Genomic DNA, 612 nt, shown 5'->3' with positions numbered 1-612 from the left:
GATAAGCAAATAACAAACTTCACATTAGAAAATATAGTGCGTCTTTTGTCAGTTATGCGACAATTATTTCAATACTCAATATCTCGTTTAAGTAACATTTAACAGAAATAATCACTATCTTTCTCCGCTAATGTGAGTACAAAATTATGTGGAATAAACTAAACAAATCTATGATGTTCTGCCAAATGATGTTTGGCTTATCATTTTATGGCGTGTTAGTGAGCTTAACTCGCTTTTTTCTAGAAGATCTAAATTACAACGAAGCCGATACGATGATGATCGTGGGCGCTTTTTCTGCCATTGGGCCATTGTTTGCCATCGCTGGCGGATTTATTGCGGCTAAGTTTTTAGGAGCTTACCGCTCTCTGTCCATCGCCTTTCTGGCGTTCGCTGCGGGTTACGTTTTGCTGGTACTTGGTGCTTCGGCGACAAACGTTCCTTTATCGATGTGTGGTATCGCTCTAGCAAGCTACGGCCGTGGTTTGATGTCACCTTCTTACCCAAGTCTTTACAAACGCACTTTTAAATCACAAGAAGATTTCGAAAAAGGTTACCCAATCAACTATTCGGTGAACAATGTCGGCGCTTTTTTAGGCCAGTACCTGTTCCCGA

The 612-nt window shown here is 40.7% G+C and carries 1 protein-coding gene; it reads left to right on the top strand.

Annotated elements, in window-relative coordinates; genetic code table 11:
- Positions 1 to 146: 146 nt before the first annotated feature.
- On the top strand, positions 147 to 612 hold a 466-nt coding region (locus tag R7R24_RS28320), incomplete at its 3' end, for an MFS transporter (protein WP_318120397.1).

It is taken from the genome of Vibrio sp. 704, from assembly GCF_033339295.1.
Note: the sequence above shows the minus strand (reverse complement) of the source record. Positions and strands in the feature narration are given on the sequence as shown.